Consider the following 20385-nt stretch of genomic DNA (forward strand, 5'->3'; position numbering starts at 1 on the left):
GTCAGGCACCCACCCAGTTGCCGTGGAAACCGTTCGGCACCCGGTCCGGCAGGTGCACGGCGCCCACGGTCTCCAGCGTCTCCGCGTCCAAAATGGTCAGATCGCTCTTCTGCGTCGCGGGGTCGTAGACGAACCCCATCAGCACGCCCTCGTCCTCGCCGGCGTCCACCGAGGACGGCACGAACACGAACTCCCCCACCTGCGCGCCGTCGCCGAATTCCCGCGACCGGACCGACCGGTTCCACAGATCGTGCTTCAGCAGGGAACCCGACGACGCCGAACCATCCTTTGTGGACACCGAGTAGCCGAACCGGTGCGGCCGCCCGACCAGCCGTTCGTCGACGCGCGGGAACTCCTGCCCCTGGTCGTCGAGACGTTCCTCGACGACCTTGCCGACGCTCAGGTCGACGGTCCAGCGGTCCAGGGTCGGCGGCCCCTCGGCCGGTCCGAGCAGCTCGGTGTCGAACATCTTCGGATGCCGGACGACGTCCAGCACGATGGTGTCGCCGTCGTCGTAGGCGTTCATCGGGTGGAACACGTAGCACGGCTCGATCTCGAACCAGCGGACGTCGCCGTTGCCGCCGTCGCGCGGCATGACACCGATCCGCGCCGGGTACTTCGGGTTCCAGCGGTACGGCAGGCCGGCGTTGCCCGAGATCCGCTGACGCAGCCGCGCGCTGAGCGGATCCGGCACCTTCACCTTGCCCACCAGCGCGGACACCACCAGCTGCGCGGGCGTGCGCAGGAACGGCGGCACGGACGCGGCCACGGCCTGCTCGCTGTCGAAGGCGACGGGGAGGTCGTAGAAGACGACGTGTTTCTCGGTCAGGGAGAAGTCGTGCATCATCGGCGAACCGGCGACCTCGACGTCGACCGTGCGCCGCGCCCGGCCCTGCGCGTCGATCACCGAGTACTGCACCTTGTTCCCCGAGCCGAAGAAGTACGAGACGGCGTGCAGCTCACCGGTCTCCGGGTCCCGCTTCGGGTGCGCTGTGTAGCCGCCGGGCAGGGTGCCGTCGAAATCGCAGGCGCCCACGGTGTCGAGTTCGTCGGTCAGTTCGAAACTCGTGGCGCCGCCCTCGATCAGGGCGAGGGTCTTGCCCGCGTGGCCGATCACGTTCGTGTTGGCCCCCAGGCCGGCGGCCGTGCCGCCTTCCCAGCGTTCACCGAGCTCCCGCGCGAGCCGGGGATTGCGCACCCAGCGGTTGCGGTACCACTCGGCGCGGCCGTCCCGCAGCCGGACGCCGTGCACCATGCCGTCGCCCATGAACCAGTGGTACGTCGCGGGGTCCACTTCGGACAGCGGGTTCGGCCCGTTCCGCAGATAACGCCCGTCCAGGTACTCCGGGATGTGCCCGGTGACGTTCAGTTCGGTGATCGTGTGCTCACGGCTGACCGGGGCGAAGTTGCCCTCGAGGAACTTGTTGCCCATCACAGACCCCTACCCTGGAATAACGATGTTATGCGCTCATTTATAACAGGGTTATGAGATACTGGCAAGCATGGCACCGAAACCCTCCGCCGCCGAGGTCAAGGGCAAGCTGATCGAGGCGGCGATCCGGCTGCTCGCGCACGGCGGCCCGGAGGCGCTCCAGGCGCGCAAGCTGGCGGCCGAGATCGGCGCGTCCACCATGGCCGTGTACACCCACTTCGGCGGGATGGGCGCGCTCGTGGACGAGGTCGCGCGCGAGGGATTCCGGCGGCTGTCGGCGAATCTGGGCCGGGTCGAGGAGACCGACGACCCGGCGGCCGACATCCTCACCCTGGCGCTGGCGTACCGGCGGACCGTCGTGGACGACCCGCAGCTCTACGCGGTGACCTTCGGCCAGAGCCAGCCCAGCGGGCAGAAGGTGACCCTCGGCGACATGACCAACGAGGAGACCCGCCAGAACGCCAGCGAAGAGGGCATCGAGGCCTTCGGCTATCTCGTCCGCGCCGCGAAGCGGGTGATCGACGCCGGCCGGTTCCGCCCCGCACCGGAGTTCGAGGTCGCCGCGCAGCTCTGGAGCGCCGTGCACGGCTACATCACGCTGGAGGTCGCCGGCCATTTCGGCGACGGCGAGAATGGTGTGGACCACATCCTGATTCCCCTGGCCACCGCCCTCGGCGTGGGTCTGGGCGACACTTACGAGGCCGCGACGCGGTCCGCCCGCCGCTCGATCGAGGCCTGGCGCGCGAAAGAGGGAAACATCGGCACCTGATCCGGCGATACCCCGGTCACAGGTCGGTGAATCGTGCAACCTTCGAGCGGAAACGCGCGTCTGACCTGGTGGAAGCTCTACGGGGGAAACGGGGATCGGTGAACGAGGACGACCAGGGGCACACGACGCTGCCGGGGGTGGACGGCGCCCGCCGGTGGCTGAGCCGTCGTTCCGTGCTGATCGCGGGCGCCTCCGGCCTCGGCGTCGCCGGTCTCGCCGCCGGAACGGCCACCGGAGCCCTGCCGTTCAGCGAAGCGCTCCAGCGGGCGCTCGGTGTCGCGTCGCCGACCCCGGCCACCCAGCTGGGCAGTCCGCGGGTCGAACGCGTCTACTCCGAAGCCCGCGGCCGCGAGGTCGATCTCGTGCTCATGCTGCCGACCAAGGCGCCGCCCAAGGGCCTGCCGATGTCGCTGATGCTGCACGGCCTCCACGGCACCGCGCGGCACGCGGCCCCGACGGGACTGCTGAAACAGCTCGGCAGCGAGGTCGCCCGCAAGGCGGTGCCCCCGTTCGGGTTCGTCGCCGTCGACGGCGGAGACCACTACTGGCACGAGAACAAGCCGGGTGACAACCCGATGGCGATGCTGCTCGAAGAGGTCCCCCGCTGGCTGGCCGCCCGCGGTCTCGGCGGCCGGGACGGGCAGCCGTTCGCCGCCACCGGGCTTTCGATGGGCGGCTTCGGCGCGCTGCTGTACACCCGTCGCCGTCTGGAACGCCGTCGCCCGCCCGCCGCGGTCGCGGCCCTCGCGCCCGCGCTGATCACGTCGTGGGCCGAGATGAGCAAACGGCGCGCGTTCCGCGACGCCGCCGACTGGGGCTCGCTGGACCCGTTGCGCCATATCGACGTCACCAAGAGCGTGCCGACGGGGATCTGGTGCGGGACCGAAGACCCGTTCATCGGCGGGGTGCGGAAGTTCATCTCCGAGGCGCGGCCCATGGTCGCGCACACCTCGCGCGGCAAGCACGGCGACGCCTTCAACCGCACGGTCGTGCCGAGCCTGATCGCGTTCCTCGGCAAACACGTCCCGAAGAACGCCTGAGCCGCTCAGACGCGGAAGTAGATCCTGGTCACCGTCGACCCCGGTCTCAAGTACTGCCGGACCAGGTCGGCGACCTGGTTCACCAGCACCAGGCCACGTCCGCCGATCTGTCCCGGCGAGGCGGGACGGCGGCCGGCCAGCGGATCGCTCAGCGTGCCTTCGTCGATGACCTCGCAGAGCACGTAGTCCTCTTCACGCCAGACGCGGACGACACCGTGGCCGGAGCCGTGCAGCACGCTGTTGGCGGACAGTTCGGCCACGGCGAGCACGAGATCTTCCACCCGCTCCAAAGCGAGCCCGTACTCCTCGGCCCGGTCCTGCGCGAAACTCCGCACCGCGCCGAGCCGGGCGAGGTCGAAGCGGAACGCGTCGGCCGCCCTGGGTTCGGGCAGCGGCAGGTTGTACTTCTCGACGACCGCGTCGGGCGCGTATCCAGCGCTCGGGCGGTCTCCCTCGGCGCCGGACAGCGTCGGATGGGTTCGTTCGGCGTCGGCGAGGACGTCGTCTTCGAGCCGGTTGCGGTCGTACGGGCAGAGGATGCTCAGCTCGCGGTCCCCGAAGGCGAAGTTGATCAGGGCCTCGTGCTGCGCGCACGCCGGGTATTCGAGGGCCGACCGGCCCGCCCAGATCGGCTCGCCGATGATCCGCACCGGACCCGGGCGGTTGTCCGCGAACGCGAGCAGCACGCCGGGGAGGATGCGGCCGGGATTGCGGCCCGCCTCGGTCATGTCGATGAACTCGACCGCGGTCGCGGAATCGCCCAAGGCCGCTTCGATCAGCGCCAGATTCCGGCCGGGGACGGCCACCGCGACGGGCTCATCGAGTTTCAGGCCCTCCAGGATGTACGGAACCGTACCGTTCAGATACTCGGTGTCACCGGAGTAGAGCAGGCCCACGTGGGAAAAGAGACCCGCGGTGACTGTCACGGTGTCGTCTTACCCCGCGGAGACGGTTTTGAAACCCTGCTAACGGAGGGAAAACGCGGAAACGGTGCCGGGCCGATCAGCCGAGCCAACGCCCCGCCATCGAGATCAGCCAGAATCCGGCGAGCGTCGCACCGGTGAACAGCCCGGTCCAGGCGACGAGCGATCGGTTGGCCCCCGCGCTTTTCGCCGTCTTGAGCCGGACGAGCGCGTACGCCGAAACGGCGAAGAACGGCAGCGGGATCAGCGGCAGCGGCGACAAGCGGACGACCCCGGCCACCAGGCAGGTCGCCACGAGCACGCCCAGCGCGATCGTCAGCGCGCGCGGGAGCCACGGATGCCCGCGGTAGGCCCCGACGACGATACGTTCGGTGAGTTCGACGAGTCCCCTGACCTCGCGTGGACTCGCGGCTGCCAGCTCGGGAGCCTCGTTCTCGTCCTTCGTGGGAGTCAGCGGCACCTTCGCATCCTATCCCGGTCCGGTCGCCGGCCGGACCGGGCCGGAGAAAGCGATGCCCCGGCCGGAGGTTTCCGGCCGGGGCATCGCTGACGAAACAGCTTTTCGTCAGGCGGACTTCTCGCCGCGCTCGCTGCTGCGACGGCGTGACGGCTGACGCGCCACGATCGTCGGGTTCACGTTCTCGCGGACGGTCTGCTCGGTGATGACGACCTTCGCGACGTCGTCGCGGCTGGGGATGTCGTACATGACCGGCTGCAGGACCTCTTCCATGATCGCGCGCAGACCACGGGCGCCGGTGCCGCGGAGCACGGCCTGGTCGGCGATGGCCTCGAGCGCGGTCTTGGTGAACTCCAGCTCGACGTTGTCCATCTCGAAGAGCTTCTTGTACTGCTTCACCAGCGCGTTGCGCGGCGTGGTCAGGATGCTGACCAGCGAGTCCTTGTCGAGGTGGGTCACCGTCGCCACGACGGGGAGACGCCCGATGAACTCCGGGATCAGCCCGAACTTGATCAGGTCCTCCGGCATGGTGTCGGAGAAGATGTCGCTCTCGTCGATCTCGGCCTTGGTGCGGATCTCCGCGCCGAACCCGAGGCCGCGTTTGCCGACCCGCTCGTTGATGATCTTCTCCAGCCCGGCGAACGCGCCGGCCACGATGAACAGCACGTTCGTCGTGTCGATCTGGATGAACTCCTGGTGCGGGTGCTTGCGGCCGCCCTGCGGCGGCACCGAGGCGGTGGTGCCCTCGAGGATCTTCAGCAGCGCCTGCTGCACGCCCTCGCCGGACACGTCGCGGGTGATCGACGGGTTCTCCGACTTGCGGGCGATCTTGTCGACCTCGTCGATGTAGATGATGCCCGTCTCGGCGCGCTTGACGTCGTAATCCGCCGCCTGGATCAGCTTGAGCAGGATGTTCTCGACGTCCTCGCCCACGTACCCGGCTTCGGTGAGCGCCGTGGCGTCCGCGATCGCGAACGGGACGTTCAGCATCTTCGCCAGGGTCTGGGCCAGATAAGTCTTGCCGCAGCCCGTCGGCCCCAGCATCAGGATGTTGGACTTCGCCAGCTCGACGGTCTCGTCCTTGGAATCCTTCGGCCCGGCCTTGTCGTCGGACTGCACACGCTTGTAGTGGTTGTACACCGCCACGGCCAGCGAACGCTTCGCGTCGTCCTGGCCGATGATGTACTGCTCGAGGAACTCGTGGATCTCGGCGGGTTTGGGCAGCTCGTCGAGCTTGACCTCACCGGCCTCGGCCAGTTCCTCTTCGATGATCTCGTTGCAGAGATCGATGCACTCATCGCAGATGTAGACCCCGGGGCCGGCAATGAGCTTCTTCACCTGCTTCTGGCTCTTGCCGCAGAAAGAACATTTCAGCAGGTCGCCGCCGTCACCGATCCGTGCCATGGCCGTTGACCTCGTCCCCTCCGGCGCGATACGCGCCTGACTGTCTTACCGCCCCGGTCACGGATGACCTCTCGGAGCCTCACACACTGCCACTGACGGTACCCGTCCGATGCCGCCGACGGGAGAACCAACGTCACATCTGAGCACGCCAGAAGCTGACCATAGACCAGGGGTCCGGTGCGTGTCGTCTCCCGACACGCACCGGTCCCCTCGCCCGATCAGCTGCTCGAAGCCTTGCGGTACTCGAGCACCTCGTCGACGATCCCGTACGCCTTGGCCTCGTCGGCCGTCAGGATCTTGTCGCGCTCGATGTCCTTCTTGACCTCGTCGGCGTCCTTGTTCGTGTGCTTCGCCAGGATGACCTCCATCTGGCGCCGCACCCGCTGGATCTCGTTGGCCTGGATCTCCAGGTCCGACACCTGGCCGTAGGTGCCCTCGGTGGCGGGCTGGTGGATCAGCACGCGCGAGTTCGGCAGCGTGAACCGCTTGCCGGGGGTACCGGCGGCCAGCAGCACCGCGGCGGCCGAGGCGGCCTGGCCGATGCACATGGTGACGATGTCCGGGCGGACGTACTGCATCGTGTCGTAGATCGCCATCAGCGCGGTGAACGAGCCACCGGGCGAGTTGATCAGGATCATGATGTCGCGGTCCGGGTCCTCGTGCTCGAGGTGCAGCAGCTGGACCATCACGTCGTTGGCCGACGCGTCGTCGATCTGCACGCCGAGCATGATCTGACGCTCTTCGTACAGCTTGTTGTACGGGTTCGATTCCTTGATGCCGTAGCTCGTGCGCTCGACGTACGAGGGCAGGACGTACCGCGACTGCGGCAGCTGGAGCCGCGACTGCATCCCGGGCGCCTGCGACCCGATCGGAAGCTGGAAGTTGCTCATTGAAATTCTCCTGTGTGCCGGGCGCGGATCAGCTGTTGGGAAGCGGGTTCTCACGGGTGAGGACCTGGTCCACGAAGCCGTAGTCCTTCGCCTCCTGCGCGGTGAACCAGCGGTCGCGGTCACCGTCCTTGACGATCTGCTCGACCGTCTGGCCGGTCTGCTCGGCGGTGATCCGGGCCAGCTCCTGCTTCCACTTGCCGAACACCTCGGCCTGGATGGCGATGTCGGAGGCCGTGCCGCCGACACCCGCCGAGGGCTGGTGCATGAGGATGCGCGCGTGCTGCAGCGCGTACCGCTTGCCGGGCGTGCCGGAGGAGAGCAGGAACTGCCCCATCGACGCGGCCAGGCCCATCGCGTAGGTCGCGACGTCCGGGCGGATCAGCTGCATGGTGTCGTAGATCGCGAAACCCGCGGTGACCGAGCCACCGGGCGAGTTGATGTAGAAGCGGATGTCCGACTCGGAGTCGTCTGCGTCGAGCAGCAACAACTGGGCGGTGATCCGGTTCGCGACCTCGTCGTTGACCTCGGAGCCGAGGACGACGATGCGCTCCTGGAGCAACCGCTCGAAGACCGAGTCGGTGAGGTTGAGCCCTGCGGTACCGGTCCGCGCCTGGGGCGTGTGCTGCGTCACGTCATGCCTGCCTTTTCGCCGACGGCGGCGGGTGGAACGTTCGCCGCCGCGTATGTCCAGATGCTTGAGGATCTTGCAACCGACCCTAACGAACTTGGGCGGTGCAGAATGCCTGACACCGCCCAAGTTCGCTTACAGCTTTACGGTCCGATTCGACCGGACCGGATATTCCCTACTCGGCCGCAGTCTTCGCGGTCTCCTCGGTGACCTGCGTCTCCTCGGCTGCGGGGCCGAAGAGCTCTTCGAGGTCGACCGTGGCGCCGGAGGCGTCGGTCACGGTGGTCTTGCGGACCACCGAGGCCAGCGCCTTGCCGCGGCGCACGTCGGCGTAGATCGCGGTCAGCTGACCGGACTGCTGCGCCCGCTGGACGTACTCGTCCGGGCTGACGCCGAAGCGCTGCGCCTGGTAGATGATCCGCTCGGTGAGCTCGCCGTCGTTGACCGACGTCTGCTCGGCGTCGGCGATGCTGTCCAGCAGCAGCTGCGTGCGGACCGCCTTCTCCGACTCCTCGCGGACCTCGGTGTCGAACTCTTCGATCGTGCGGCCTTCGGCCTCCAGCGCCTTCGCGAACTGCGCCTCGTCGTGGTCGAAGGGGTGGATCGCGTCGTGCTTGCGGTTCTCGATCTCGGCCTCGAGGACCTTCTCCGGGATCGCGACCTCGGTGCGCTCGAGGAGCTCCTCGAGGACCTTGTCGCGGGCCTGGACGCCCTGCTGCATCTTCTTGACGCGGCCGAGACGCTCGCGGAGGTCGTTCTTCAGCTCTTCGATCGTGTCGAACTCGCTCGCCATCTGGGCGAACTCGTCGTCCGCCTCGGGCAGCTCGCGCTGCTTGATGGTCTGCACGGTGACGGTGACGTCGGCGTCCTTGCCGGTGTGCTCGCCGGCGACCAGCTTCGTGGTGAAGGTCTTGGTCTCGCCGGCGTTCGCGCCGATGATCGCCTCGTCGATACCGTCGACGAGCTGGCCGGAGCCGATCTCGTAGGACAGGCCGGTGGTCGAGGCCTCCTCGACCTCCTGGCCGTCGACGGTGGCCGCGAGGTCGATCGAGACGAAGTCGCCGTTCTCGGCCGGGCGGTCGACACCGGTCAGCGTGCCGAAGCGGGCGCGCAGCTCGTCGAGCTGCTCGTCGACCTCGGCGTCGGTCAGTTCGACGTCGTCGACGCTGACCGCGAAGCCCTCGAGGTCGGGCAGCGAGATCTCCGGGCGGATGTCGACTTCGGCGGTGAACTCGAGGACCTCGCGGTCCTCCAGCTTGGTCACCTCGAACTCGGGCTGGCCCAGCGTGCGGACCTCGCCCGCGCGCACGGCTTCCATGTACTTGGCCGGAATGACCTCGTTGACGACCTCGTCGAGCACCGGGGCTCGCCCGATCCGGCTTTCCAGCACGCGAGCCGGCGCCTTGCCCGGACGGAAGCCGGGGATGCGCACCTGCTGGGCGATCTTGCGGTAGGCGCGGTCGAAGTTCGGCTTGAGCTCGTCGAACGGCACCTCGACATTGATCTTGACTCGCGTCGGGCTGAGCTGCTCGACGGTGCTCTTCAACGTATTCTCCTCGAGCGGTAAACGATGTGTTGGGGCATCCGCGCGTCTTCGACGGCGGATGTGCCCTGGTCACCTTGCAGACCGGGCCGTCCGAGTCTAGGCCCCGGGGCTTACCGGCCCGGGCCCGGGGCCATCAGCCCGCCCTCGCCCGCCGGTCACAGGTTTCGAACCACGTCGGACCATCAGGCCCCCGACCACCCGATCGGACCAGTTTTCGGTTCTTCTCTGTTACGAACCGGCCCTTTCCTGGACACGGATGCGTGCCACGCTTCACCATCGGACGCCGTGACGAGGCGTTTCGGCGATCGGATGAAGTTTACAAACCAGTACTAATTGTCTACGGTGTGCAAGCTTGTCCCGGTAGCCATCGACCGAGGGGAACGATCGATGACCGTCGCCGTAACCCGGTCCGAGGACACGGGGGAATCACCCGAGAGAAGACCGAGACGCGGTGTGCCCAATCCGCGGCTGCCGCTGCCGCTGGTCTCGGTACCGACCGTGCTGCTGTTCACCGGCGGTGCCATGGTCTGGACGGGCGCCACCTGGCTGGTCGTCACCGGGGCCGCGCCGCTGTGGGTGACCATTCCCCTGCACGCGCTCGTCACGTTCACCATGTTCACCGTGCTGCACGAGTCGACGCATCACGCGGCCGGGCGGCTCACCTGGGTCAACGAACTGCTCGGCAGGCTCGCGATGCCGTTCGTGGCGGCCTACGGCTCCTTCCCCCTGGTGCGCTACATCCATCTGGAGCACCACCGCAACACCAACGAGGACGCCCACACCGACCCCGACGCCTGGACCGCGCACGGCCCCTGGTGGCAGTTGCCGCTGCGCTGGCTGACCATCGACTTCTGGTACGCCCGTTTCTACGTGGCCCGGCAGCGCACGCGGCCGCCGTCGGAGCGGATCGAGACCGCGGCCGTCGTCACGCTGAGCCTCGCCGCGTTCGCCTGGCTGACCGTCAGCGGCCACGGCTGGGAACTGCTGATGGTCTACCTGATCCCGCAGCGGGTCGGGCTGGCCGTGCTGGCCTGGTGGTTCGATTGGCTGCCGCATCACGACCTCGGCGCGCAGCGGCAGAACCGGTTCGGCGCCACCCGCGTCCGCGTCGGGCTCGAATGGCTGATGACGCCGATCATGCTGTGCCAGAACTACCACCTGGTGCACCATCTCCACCCGGCCATCCCGTTCTACCGGTACCTGCGCACCTGGCGGGACAACCGCGACGCCTACCTCGCCAGGGACGTCCCGATCGCGACTCCGTGGGGCCGCGAGCTGACGGCGGCGGAGTACCGCGAATGGCGGCGGCTCACCGGCTCGTTCGACGAGGAACCGCCCGCACCGCAGCCACTGCGGCCGAGCCGGTTCCACTCGCTGCGGGTCGCCGAGGTCCGGCCGCTGTGCGAGGGCGCCGTCACCGTGACGTTCGAGGTGCCGGAGCGGCTGCGCGAGACCTTCCAATTCACCCCCGGCCAGCACCTCGTCATCCGCGCGGAGGTCGACGGGGAAGAGGTGCGGCGCGCCTACTCGATCTGCTCGACGCCGGACTCCGGTGAGCTGCGGATCGCGATCAAGCACCAGCTCGGCGGCGCGTTCTCGACGTTCGCCACCACGGAACTCGCGGCGGGCGACGTCCTGGACGTCCTGCCGCCGGACGGCGAGTTCACGCTGACCCCGGAGTGCGGCCGCGCCGGTCGTTACGTCGCGCTCGCCGCGGGCAGCGGCATCACGCCGATCCTGTCGATCCTGACCGCGACCCTGCGGAACGAGCCGAACAGCAAGGCGACCTTGCTCTACATCAACACCTCCGGCGCCAGCACGATGTTCGCCGACGAGCTCGGCGAACTCGCCGCGCGGCTGGGCGGACGGCTGCACGTCGTGCACTACCGCACCGACGAACGCGACCCGGATCTGCGCACGCACCGGCTCGAGAAACCGTTCGACATCGTCGGCGAGGCGCTGGCCATCTCGCACGAGCGCTACCAGCGCGGCCGTCTCGACAGCACCCGCCTCCGCGCGCTGCTGCAGGCGCGGTTGCATCCGGCGAAGGTGGACGACTGGTTCCTGTGCGGCCCGCGCGACCTCGTCGACATGGCCCGCCGGACGCTCGCTGACCGGGATGTCCCGGAGGAGAACGTCCACTTCGAACTGTTCCAGGGCGCGCTTCCGGTCCGCCCCTCGCGGCGCCCCGGCCCGACGCTGACCGTCACCGCGGGTGGCAAGACCGTCGAAATCCCCGCGACCGTGGGCGAAACCGTGCTCAGCGCCGCGCTCCGGCACGGCGTCGACGCGCCATACGCGTGCGTCGGCGGGGCTTGCGGCACGTGCCGGGCGACCGTGGTGCGGGGCAGCGCGCGGATGGACGTCCACTACGCGCTCGGGGACGACGAGGTCGCCGCGGGCCGGATCCTGACCTGCCGGGCGGTGGCGACGTCGCCCGAACTCGGCGTCGACTACGACCGCTGATCGGCCCCCAATCACGCGAGTTCCGTCTCTGATCACGCGAGTGACGTCTTCAATCACGCGAGTGCGGCGTTGCGGCACACAGCGGGCTCACAGGTGGGACACAACGCGCGCATACGACGGCGGCGCACGCTCGGGTCATGGCATCCGGTCCGACCGCCGGCCCGCGCCGGTGGCCCCGGCCCGGGCGGCTTTCCCTGCGCGCCAAGCTGACCGGCTCGATGGTCTTGCTGCTCACGTTCGTCTGCCTGGTGATCGGCGTGGCCAGCGAGATCGCGCTGCGGTCGTTCCTCACCCGCCAGATCGACGACCAGCTCTCGGCCGCGTCGTCCCGCGCCCAGGACTTCGCCAACCGGCCGCCGGAGGACGGACTCGGTCCCAATCCGCTCAACGCCCCGGGCCAGGCCTCCGGGACGCTCAGCGTGCGGGTCTCCGGAGACCGCGTGCTCTACGCGGGAGTCCTTACCGTGCAAGGACTTCCGCAAGGACTGTCGGCCGAGCAGGAGGCCGGGCTGTTCTCGATCCCGGCGGACCGTCCGCCGATGACGCTGACGATCGGCGGGCTGGGCGACTACCGCGTGCAGGCCTCCTCGATCCCCGGCGGCGTGGTCGTCACCGGGCTCCCGCTCGGGCCGATGCAGGACACGCTGGCCACCGTCGGGTGGATCCTGTTCGGGGTCGCGGCGGCGGGCGTCACCGGCGCCGGGTTCCTCGGCGCGTTCGCCGTCCGGCGCACGTTGCGGCCGCTCGACCGGGTCGCGGCGACCGCGGGCCGGGTGTCGGCGATGCGGCTCGACCGCGGTCAGGTCGCGCTTTCCGTACGGGTGCCCGAGATCGACACCGATCCGCGGACCGAGGTCGGCCAGGTCGGTTCCGCGCTGAACCTCATGCTCGGGCATATCGCGCGGGCGCTGGAAGCCCGGCAGGCCAGCGAGACCCGGGTCCGCCGGTTCGTCGCCGACGCGAGTCACGAACTCCGCACGCCGCTCGCGGCGATCCGCGGGTACGCCGAACTCGCCGGCCGCGGCAGCGCGCTGGCGCCGCCGGAGGTCGCGCGTTCGATGTCGCGGATCCAGTCCGAGGCGGCCCGGATGACGACGCTGGTCGAGGATCTTCTCCTGCTCGCGAGACTCGACGCCGGGCGCCCGCTCGAAGCGGGCGATGTCGACCTCACCAGGCTGGCCGCGGACGCCGTCGGCGACGCGCACGTCGCGGGTCCGGACCATCGCTGGGAACTCCGGCTCCCGCCCGTTCCCGTCCTTGTCCGTGGCGACGTCCAGCGCCTGCACCAGGTGCTGGCGAATCTGCTGTCCAACGCGCGCACGCACACCCCGCCGGGCACCACGGTGATCACCGCGCTGACCCGCTCGCACGGTGGGGCCGCGGTGCTCACCGTCACCGACGACGGCCCCGGGATCGCCCCGGAACTCCTGCCGAGCGTGTTCGAACGCTTCGCCCGCGGCGATTCCTCCCGGTCCCGGACCGCGGGCAGCACCGGGCTCGGGATGGCGATCGCGTCGGCGATCGTCGTGGCCCATCACGGCACGATCGAGGTGCACAGCCGTCCGGGCCGCACCGAATTCGCCGTCCACCTTCCGGTGATCGGATCCTCACAGCGGGTGCACAGCTTCGGCACAACCACCCCCCAGGTCGGCCCCCGACGCTGAGGCCATGACCCTCCTCGCCTCCCGCGACGAAGCCGATCGAACCGCTCCCCCCGCCCGAGGCACGCCGGCCGATCCGCGCTGGGTCCGGCCGTCACTGGCCGCGCTCCTGCTCGCGACCGCCGTCCTGTACCTGTGGAACCTCGGGGAATCCGGCTGGGCCAACGCCTTCTACTCGGCGGCCGCGCAGGCGGGATCGCTGAGCTGGAAGGCGTTGTTCTTCGGATCCAGCGACGCCGCGAACGCGATCACGGTCGACAAGACACCGGCCGCGTTGTGGGTGATGAGCCTTTCCGCGCGTCTGTTCGGCGTCGACGCCTGGAGTGTCCTGGTGCCGCAGGCGTTGATGGGCGTCGGCTCGGTCGCGGTGCTGTACGCCGCGGTGCGCCGGACGTCCGGCCCGGCCGCGGGGCTGCTGGCGGGCACCGTCCTCGCGCTCACTCCGGCCGCCGCACTGATGTTCCGCTTCAACAACCCGGACGCGTTGCTCGTCCTGCTCCTGACCGCGGGCGCGTACTGCGTCGTCCGCGCGCTGGAGAAGGCGAGCCCGCGCTGGCTGGCGCTGGCCGGGGTCGCCGTCGGTTTCGGCTTCCTCGCGAAGATGCTGCAAGCGTTCCTGGTGCTGCCCGCGTTCGGGCTCGCCTACCTGATCGCCGCGCCGACCTCGCTCGGCAAACGTCTGCTGCACCTCCTCGGCGCTTTGGGCGCGACCCTGGTCTCTGCCGGCTGGTATCTCGCCGTCGTCGCGTTGTGGCCCGCCGCCGACCGGCCCTACATCGGTGGCTCGCAGGAGAACAGCCTGTGGGAACTCGCTTTCGGCTACAACGGCCTCGGCCGGATCACCGGCGACGAGGTCGGCAGTGTCGGCGGCAGTCCCAACGGCGGCTGGGGCGGCACGGGCTGGGACCGGTTGTTCGGCGAGGAGATGGCGGGCGGCATCGCCTGGCTCCTGCCCGCCGCCGTCGTCGCGCTGGCCGCCGGGTTGTGGTTCACGCGCCGTGCCCCGCGCACCGACCGCGGCCGGGCGGCGCTGATCGTCTGGGGCGGCTGGTTCGTGGTGACCGCCGTCGTGTTCAGCTACATGGGCGGCATCATCCACGCGTACTACATGATCGCGCTCGCCCCGGCGGTCGCCGCACTCGTCGGGATCGCGGGCACGCAATTGTGGCGCGCACGGGGGAATCCGGCCGCCGCGGGCACGTTGAGCGCGGGGATCGGGTTGACCGCGCTGACGGCGTATCTCCTGTTGTCACGGCAATCCGACTGGCTTCCCGGGCTCGCGATCACTGTCCTCGTGGCCGGGCTTCTGTGCGCCTTCCTGGTGTTCTTCGCCTCGCGTTTGCCTGCCGTGGCACGGCGTCTGATCGCCGCAAGCACACTCATCACCATTCTCGCCGGCACGGGGGCGTACACGGTCGCGACCGCCGCCACCCCGCATTCCGGCGCGCTTCCCTCCGCCGGACCGGACACGGGCCGGGGCATGCGGATGGGCGGCGGCGGACTGCTCGGGACGAGCCTGCCCGGCGACGAACTGGCCGCGCTGATCCGGCAGGGCAGCGCGAACTACACCTGGGCGGCGGCGACCGTCGGCTCCAACAACGCCGCGGGCTACCAGCTGGGCAGCGGTGCGCCGGTGATGGCCGTCGGCGGGTTCAACGGCACGGATCCCGCCCCCACGCTCGAACAGTTCCAGGAATACGTCCGAAAAGGACGGATACATTACTTCCTCGGCGAAGGCATGATGATGCGCGGAGAGACCGGCAGCGACGCCGCCGAGCGGATCGCCGCCTGGGTCGCGGACACCTACGAACCGACCACTGTGGACGGTGTCACCGTCTACGACCTGAGCCGGTGAATCCCGTGACAGGACACAGCGACAGCACAGCTCGGGCACAAGGCGACCTCAGCGCGATGGCCGAGATTGACGTCATGACAACCGCGATCCTCTCCGGCGCCGAAACCGGCCGCCGCCCCGCCATCGCCCCGGACGGCTCCCCCGTGCTCGACGTCGTCATCCCGGTCTACAACGAGGAGACCGACCTCGAACCGTGCATCCGGAGGCTGCACGCGCACCTCGTGGAGCAGTTCCCGTACCCGTTCCGGATCACCGTCGCCGACAACGCCAGCACCGACGGCACACTGCACGTCGCGGAACGGCTGAGCCGCGAGTTCGACGCCGTCGAAGTCCGGCACCTCGACGAAAAAGGCCGTGGCCGTGCGCTGCGTGCCGTTTGGTCCACTTCGGACGCTCCGGTGCTCGCGTACATGGACGTCGACCTCTCGACCGATCTGGCCGCGCTCGGGCCGCTCGTCGCGCCGCTGCTGTCCGGCCACTCCGACCTCGCCATCGGCAGCAGGCTCGCCCGTGGCGCGCGAGTGGTGCGCGGGCCGAAGCGGGAGTTCATTTCCCGGTGCTACAACCTGATCCTGCGCGGCACGCTGGCGGCGAGGTTCAGCGACGCGCAATGCGGGTTCAAGGCGATCCGCGCCGACGTCGCCGAACGGCTGCTCCCCCACATCCAGGACACCGGCTGGTTCTTCGACACCGAACTGCTCGTGCTGGCGCAGAAGGCCGGGCTGCGGATCCACGAGGTCCCGGTCGACTGGGTGGACGACCCGGACTCGTCGGTGAACATCATCGCCACCGCGACCGCCGATCTCAAAGGCATCGCACGGCTGACCAAGGCCACGATGACCGGCCGGATCCCGATCAGCGGCCTGCGCGAACAACTCGGCCGCGCGCCGATCCAGGTACAGGCGCCGGGAGTGGCACCGAGCCTGGTGCGGCAGCTGGTGCGGTTCGCCGCCGTCGGCGTCGCCAGCACCGTCGCGTACCTCGTGCTTTTCCTGCTGCTGCGCACGTTCACCGGCGCGCAGGCGGCGAACCTCGTCGCGCTGCTGGTGACGGCGATCGGCAACACCGCGCTCAACCGGCGCCTGACCTTCGGCATCCGCGGCAGGCAAGGCGCGGGCTTGCACCAGTTCCAGGGCCTCATCGTGTTCGGGCTCGGGCTCGCGCTCACCAGTGGCGCGCTGGCGCTGCTGCACACGATGACCGCGCCGGGGCTGGCACTGGAGATCACCGCGCTCGTGCTCGCGAACCTCGCGGCCACCGTCCTGCGTTTCCTGCTGCTGCGGGGCTGGGTGTTCCGCCGCCGCCCCGCCACCGAGATGGAGAGCTGAGCCATGACCACCGCACTCGCTTCCCGGGCAGAACCCGGCCACGTCGGGGAAACCGCCACGAAACCACCCGGCCGATGGGTCCGGCCCGCCGTGTTCGGGCTGCTCGCCGCCACCGCGCTGCTGTACTTCTGGAACCTGACCGCTTCCGGCTACGGCAACTCGTTCTACGCGGCGGCCGTGCAGTCGGGCACCCAGGACTGGAAGGCGTGGCTGTTCGGCTCCCTCGACGCGGGGAACGTCCTGACCGTCGACAAACCCCCGGCCGCGCTCTGGGTGACGACGGCGTTCGCGCGGATCTTCGGTTTCTCCAGCTTCACCGTGCTGGCCCCGCAAGCGCTGATGGGCGTGGCATCGGTCGGTTTGCTGTACCTGACGGTGAAGCGGACCTCCGGACCGATCGCCGGACTGTTCGCCGGGGCGGCGCTCGCCGTCACGCCGGTCGCCGCGCTCATGTTCAAGTTCAACAACCCGGACGCGTTGCTGACGCTGCTCCTGATCGCCGGCGGGTACTGCACGATCCGCGCGATCGAAACGGCGAGCCCCCGATGGCTGGCGCTGGCCGGGGTCGCCATCGGATTCGGCTTCCTGACCAAGATGATGCAGGCGTTCCTGGTGCTGCCCGCGTTCGGGCTCGCGTACCTGGTCGCGGCGCCGACCTCGCTGGGCAAACGCCTGCTGCACTTGCTCGGCGCAGTGGTCGCGGTCGTCGTCTCGGCGGGCTGGTTCATCGCTCTGGTCGATCTGTGGCCGACCGACTCACGACCGTACATCGGCGGCTCGGACGGCGACAGCCTGCTCGAACTCGCCTTGGGCTACAACGGTCTCGGCCGGATCTTCGGCATGGGCGGCGGCGTGATGGTCGGCGGCCCCGGCGGTTCCGTCAGCTCCGGCGGCGGGAACGTCGGCTTCGGCGGCGAGAGCGGCCTGACCCGGATGTTCGGCGCCAGCTTCGGCGGCGAGGTGTCGTGGCTGCTGCCCGCCGCGCTGATCGGGCTGGTCGCGGGACTGTGGTTCACCCGGCGGGCGGCCGGGACCGACCGGACGAGGGCCGCGTTGATCGTGTGGGGCGGCTGGATGCTGGTCACCTCGCTGGTGTTCAGCTTCATGAGCGGGATCGTGCACCCGTACTACGCCGTCGCGCTGGCGCCGTCGATCGCCGCGGTGGTGGCGATCTCCGGGACCTCGCTGTGGCGCGGCCGGGCGCACTTCGCGCCTCGGGTGTTCCTGTCGCTGATGATCGCGGCGAGCGCCGTGTGGGCGTACATCCTCCTGGACCGTGACGCGGACTGGCTGCCCGCGTTGCGCTGGATCATCGTCTGCCTCGGTCTGGTGACCGCGACCGTCGTGCTGGTGGGTGTCCCGTCGACGCGCAAACTCGCCGCCGTCGTCGCGACGGTCTCCGTGCTGACGATCGGCCTCGGGACCACCGCGTACGGCATCGAGACCGCTTCGCAGTCGCACTCCGGCTCGATCCCGATCTCCGGCCCGTCCACCGGTGGCGAGCGCGGAATGGGCATGGGTATGGAAGAGGGGTCCTCGGCGGAGATCGGGGCGGTGCTCGCGGCGACCACGACGAAATGGGCGGCCGCGACGTCGAGTTCGCAGTCGGCGGCGAACCTGGAACTCGCGAGCGGGAAGTCGGTGATCGGCATCGGCGGTTGGAGCGGCGGGGATCCCGCACCGACCCTGGCCGAATTCCAGCGGTACGTGGCGAACGGCGACATCACCTATTACGTCGAAGGCGGCCGCGGCGGCGGGCCGGGCGGCGGTTCGAACGAGATCTCCGAATGGGTCGCCCAGAACTTCACCGCCACGACGGTCGGCGAGCAGACGGTGTACACCCTGCTCTCCTGAAATTGCGTCGACAAACCTCGGGGCGCACGGGAACCTGGACGGCGTGAATCGGCCGTACCGCTGGGATCTCGTGCGCCCCGACCAGCTCGGGACGCTACTGGAGCGCGCCGGAGAACCGTGGTTGTGGTTTTTGGACGAATTGATCGAATGCGCCGCGAAGGTGGTCGCCCGGGCGGGAGACGCGGACCTCTACTTCGTCGGCCGCTCCGCGGACAGCGTGCACGATCTGCTGAGCGGAACCCCTTGGCGGGAACGGATCCACCAGTTGCCGCTGTCGTTCGCGGGAGTTCGATCCGGACTGAGCGAGTCCGATGTGGACACTCTTCGCGGCTATCTCGCTTCGGCGGGCCTGAGCCCGCACGACCTGGCGCGCGGGCGGCCGAAGGTGTTCGTCGACCTCGTCCACTCAGGACAGACGTTCACCGAACTCTACGGACTGCTGCGAAAGTGGATCGACGACGAGCGTGAGGCGTGGAGCATCGTCCGCGGTCGGCTCCGGTTCCTCGGGATCACCGTCCGAGAGCGCACGACACCGTCGGCGTTCCGCTGGCAGCAGCATTTCGACTGGCCGGCCGACCTGCCCGCGAACGGCGTCCGGAACATTTCGCTCGCTTGGCCGGTTTGGCACTACTTCGGCGACCGGCAGGAGAAACTCACGGCGTCGTTCCCGCGGCCGCGCTGGTCGGACGAGAACGGCCGCGCGCCGGAGCATTCCGAGGAGCGGCTGCGGGGGCTCGCCGAGGCGGTCGCGATCGTCGAGGCGGGGCGCTCGAAGGCGGGGCGGGACCTGCTCGTGCGGCATCTGCGGAAGGAACCGGCGATGGCGGAGAGCTGGCTGCGGACCCTGATCACCCGCCTGCGCTGACCGACAGCTGCCTTTCACCTACCCCTCAGCTCGCCCACAGGATTCGGGCGCACTCTGGAAGCAGGGCATCACCCAGGGGTGAGGAGTGGACGATGAGGGAGCTTCCGCACTGGCACACGGCGAGCGCACGGGGACCGCGCGAGTACAACGCGGACGCCATCGCGGCGTACGCGGCGGCGGGCGGCCGCGGGATCGTGTTCGCGCTGGCCGATGGAGTCGGAGATCACCCGAATGCCGCACACGCGGCGCGGACGGCGGCATCGGCGGCGGCGAGGACACCGGTCGATCAGGGGGCGGCCGGGGCCGTTCTCGCTGCTCAGCGGGCCGTGCTCGCCCTCGGCGGGGCCGGTGACTGCGTCCTCGTCGTGGCCGTCCGGACCGGCGAAGGGTATGGCATCGCGTGGGTCGGGGACGCGCGGGCGTACGCTTGGGACGGTTACACCGTGCGGCAGGTGACGAAGGACCATACGCTCGCGCAGTACTTCCGCGACCACGACCAACCCGTGACACCGCGGATGGAACACGTCGTCACCACCAGCGTCCGCACGGCCGGTGCGCACGAGATCGGCACCGCCACCGTCACCACCGGCGGGCTTCTGCTCACCAGCGACGGTGTGCACAAGACGCTCAGCGGTCCGGCCATGCTCGACATCCTGGGATGCCGGACGGGGCGGCCGCGGAGCTGGTGCGGACGGCGATCTCGCTCGGTGGCTCCGACAACGCCACCGCGATCGTGGTGGATCCGCCCGGCGCGGAGGTCACCACGGAAAAGTTTCGCGTCGCGGCCTGAACCGGGCGGTCAGGCCGCGACGCGATCCCTCTTCAGCTGACGGTATTCACGCAGCACCAGCACGACGATCAGGACGTCGAGGGCGGCGAAGAACGGCAGCGCGAGCGAGTGCGTGTGGATCGCGCGGAAGATCTCGTAGACCACGAACGCCGAGAGCACCACGGCGGCCACGGGGTAGGCCCGCATCACCTTCTTCGCGAGCGCCCACACCAGGCCGAGCTTGATGAGGCCGTGCACGACGAGGTACACGACGGCGAACGTCCGGCCCTCGGCGAAGTGGCCGGCGGCGAGTTCGAGGTGCCGGGCCAGCGTCCCTTCGGGGTCGCCGAGCAGGTCACGGGTGACCACGGCGTGCGCGAAACCGGAGATGACCGTCGCCGGCACGATCATCAGCACCAGCCCGCCCACCAGCTGCAACGCGCCGTCGAGTCCCTTCAGGGTGATGGCGATCCGGAACAGCTTCTCGGTGCTCATGTC

Annotated in this window: 16 protein-coding genes and 1 pseudogene; 9 read left to right on the forward strand and 8 right to left on the reverse strand. The window is 69.4% G+C overall.

Translation table 11 applies throughout. From position 1 onward, the window contains the following. Position 1: 1 nt before the first annotated feature. Entirely contained in the window at positions 2-1432 is a 1431-nt protein-coding gene (locus DMC64_RS37890; protein ID WP_125737459.1) for a carotenoid oxygenase family protein, read from the reverse strand. 70 nt (positions 1433-1502) lie between these two features. On the opposite strand from DMC64_RS37890, the gene DMC64_RS37895 reads away from it, so the two are divergent. Both DMC64_RS37895 and DMC64_RS37900 read left to right on the forward strand, forming a co-directional pair. Continuing rightward, a complete protein-coding gene (locus tag DMC64_RS37895) occupies positions 1503-2201 on the forward strand; it encodes a TetR/AcrR family transcriptional regulator (RefSeq protein WP_125737460.1) in 699 nt (232 codons plus the stop codon). Positions 2202-2299: 98 nt separating this feature from the next. Continuing rightward, positions 2300-3241 carry an alpha/beta hydrolase family protein gene (locus DMC64_RS37900; RefSeq protein WP_037347565.1) on the forward strand — a complete coding sequence of 314 codons (942 nt, stop codon included), beginning with the start codon at positions 2300-2302 and terminating at the stop codon, positions 3239-3241. Between the two features lie 5 nt (positions 3242-3246). Here the strand turns inward: DMC64_RS37900 and DMC64_RS37905 are convergent, their stop codons facing one another. The 6 genes from DMC64_RS37905 to tig form a co-directional block, all read right to left on the reverse strand. Continuing rightward, the gene (locus DMC64_RS37905; RefSeq protein WP_305019660.1) at positions 3247-4167 is read right to left on the reverse strand and encodes a sensor histidine kinase; all 921 of its coding nucleotides are present in this window, start codon (positions 4165-4167) and stop codon (positions 3247-3249) included. A gap of 76 nt (positions 4168-4243) precedes the next feature. Then, a complete protein-coding gene (locus tag DMC64_RS37910) occupies positions 4244-4624 on the reverse strand; it encodes a hypothetical protein (protein ID WP_125737461.1) in 381 nt (126 codons plus the stop codon). 105 nt (positions 4625-4729) lie between these two features. Next, entirely contained in the window at positions 4730-6025 is a 1296-nt protein-coding gene (clpX, locus tag DMC64_RS37915) for an ATP-dependent Clp protease ATP-binding subunit ClpX (protein ID WP_016332355.1), read from the reverse strand. Positions 6026-6243: 218 nt separating this feature from the next. Next, positions 6244-6915: an ATP-dependent Clp protease proteolytic subunit gene (locus DMC64_RS37920; RefSeq protein ID WP_016332354.1), complete on the reverse strand. Its 672-nt coding sequence runs from the start codon at positions 6913-6915 to the stop codon at positions 6244-6246. A gap of 28 nt (positions 6916-6943) precedes the next feature. Next, positions 6944-7546 (reverse strand): ClpP family protease, encoded by a 603-nt coding sequence (locus DMC64_RS37925; RefSeq protein WP_016332353.1) that lies wholly within the window; start codon positions 7544-7546, stop codon positions 6944-6946. Between the two features lie 172 nt (positions 7547-7718). Beyond that, positions 7719-9089 carry a trigger factor gene (gene tig / locus DMC64_RS37930; protein WP_037347570.1) on the reverse strand — a complete coding sequence of 457 codons (1371 nt, stop codon included), beginning with the start codon at positions 9087-9089 and terminating at the stop codon, positions 7719-7721. A 453-nt stretch (positions 9090-9542) separates the two neighbouring features. Between tig and DMC64_RS37935 the strand changes: the two genes are divergently transcribed. The 7 genes and pseudogenes from DMC64_RS37935 to DMC64_RS37965 all read left to right on the forward strand — a co-directional run bounded on the left by DMC64_RS37935 (position 9543) and on the right by DMC64_RS37965 (position 19908). Then, positions 9543-11555, forward strand: a complete 2013-nt coding sequence (locus DMC64_RS37935) for a fatty acid desaturase (RefSeq protein ID WP_125737552.1) — start codon at positions 9543-9545, stop codon at positions 11553-11555. A 137-nt stretch (positions 11556-11692) separates the two neighbouring features. Beyond that, a complete protein-coding gene (locus tag DMC64_RS37940; RefSeq protein ID WP_125737462.1) occupies positions 11693-13219 on the forward strand; it encodes a cell wall metabolism sensor histidine kinase WalK in 1527 nt (508 codons plus the stop codon). A 4-nt stretch (positions 13220-13223) separates the two neighbouring features. Further along, entirely contained in the window at positions 13224-15071 is a 1848-nt protein-coding gene (locus DMC64_RS37945; RefSeq protein ID WP_199755222.1) for a glycosyltransferase family 39 protein, read from the forward strand. Positions 15072-15145: 74 nt separating this feature from the next. Continuing rightward, entirely contained in the window at positions 15146-16399 is a 1254-nt protein-coding gene (locus tag DMC64_RS37950) for a bifunctional glycosyltransferase family 2/GtrA family protein (RefSeq protein ID WP_233629966.1), read from the forward strand. A gap of 3 nt (positions 16400-16402) precedes the next feature. Then, on the forward strand, positions 16403-18253 hold the full coding sequence (locus DMC64_RS37955) for a glycosyltransferase family 39 protein (protein WP_125737463.1): 1851 nt from the start codon (positions 16403-16405) through the stop codon (positions 18251-18253). A gap of 43 nt (positions 18254-18296) precedes the next feature. Then, positions 18297-19118, forward strand: coding sequence for a hypothetical protein (locus DMC64_RS37960; RefSeq protein WP_125737464.1), 822 nt, complete (start codon positions 18297-18299; stop codon positions 19116-19118). 92 nt (positions 19119-19210) lie between these two features. Further along, positions 19211-19908, forward strand: a pseudogene (locus DMC64_RS37965) (PP2C family serine/threonine-protein phosphatase). 9 nt (positions 19909-19917) lie between these two features. Here the strand turns inward: DMC64_RS37965 and DMC64_RS37970 are convergent. After that, positions 19918-20382 carry a DUF2127 domain-containing protein gene (locus DMC64_RS37970; RefSeq protein WP_125737465.1) on the reverse strand — a complete coding sequence of 155 codons (465 nt, stop codon included), beginning with the start codon at positions 20380-20382 and terminating at the stop codon, positions 19918-19920. Positions 20383-20385 lie beyond the last annotated feature (3 nt).

Source organism: Amycolatopsis sp. WAC 04197 (genome assembly GCF_003947475.1).
Taxonomy (GTDB): Bacteria; Actinomycetota; Actinomycetes; order Mycobacteriales; family Pseudonocardiaceae; genus Amycolatopsis; species Amycolatopsis japonica.